1 pseudogene is annotated in these 555 nt (G+C 56.0%); it reads left to right on the top strand.

Annotation, left to right across the window (positions count from 1 at the left end):
* A pseudogene (locus TR61_RS19460) lies at positions 1 to 414 on the top strand (IS5-like element IS1384 family transposase); the annotation flags it as partial.
* Positions 415 to 555 lie beyond the last annotated feature (141 nt).

The raw sequence follows: 555 nt of genomic DNA, 5'->3' as shown, positions 1-555 counted from the left end.
AGCGTAGTGGGCACGGCGGCCAATGTGGCGGATGTCACCCAGGTGGACAAATTGCTGCATGGCGACGAAAACGTGGTCTGCGCCGATGCAGGCTACACCGGTGTCGAAAAGCGGCCCGAGCATGAAGGACGTGAAGTTATCTGGCAGGTGGCGGCACGCCGCAGCACCTACAAAAAACTCGATAAGCGCAGCGTGCTGTACAAAGCCAAGCGCAAGATTGAAAAGGCCAAGGCTCAGGTGCGCGCCAAGGTCGAGCATCCGTTCCGGGTAATCAAGCGCCAGTTCGGTTACACCAAGGTGCGCTTTCGCGGCTTGGCCAAAAACACGGCGCAACTGGTGACACTGTTCGCTCTGTCGAACCTGTGGATGGCGCGCCGACATTTACTGACGAATGCAGGAGAGGTGCGCCTGTAATGCGGGAAATGGCCACCGGAGTGGGGTCCGGGTGGCGAAAACGTAAGAAATACTCGTCGAATTGATTGTTTTTTGATCATTTGGCGAGTTTAAAAGTTGCGCTAGGTGGTATGCCGGGGAAATACATGGCTACTTCAGACC

This window comes from Aestuariivita boseongensis, from assembly GCF_001262635.1.
Lineage (GTDB): Bacteria > Pseudomonadota > Alphaproteobacteria > Rhodobacterales > Rhodobacteraceae > Aestuariivita > Aestuariivita boseongensis.
This window is presented reverse-complemented; position numbering and strand designations above follow the sequence as displayed.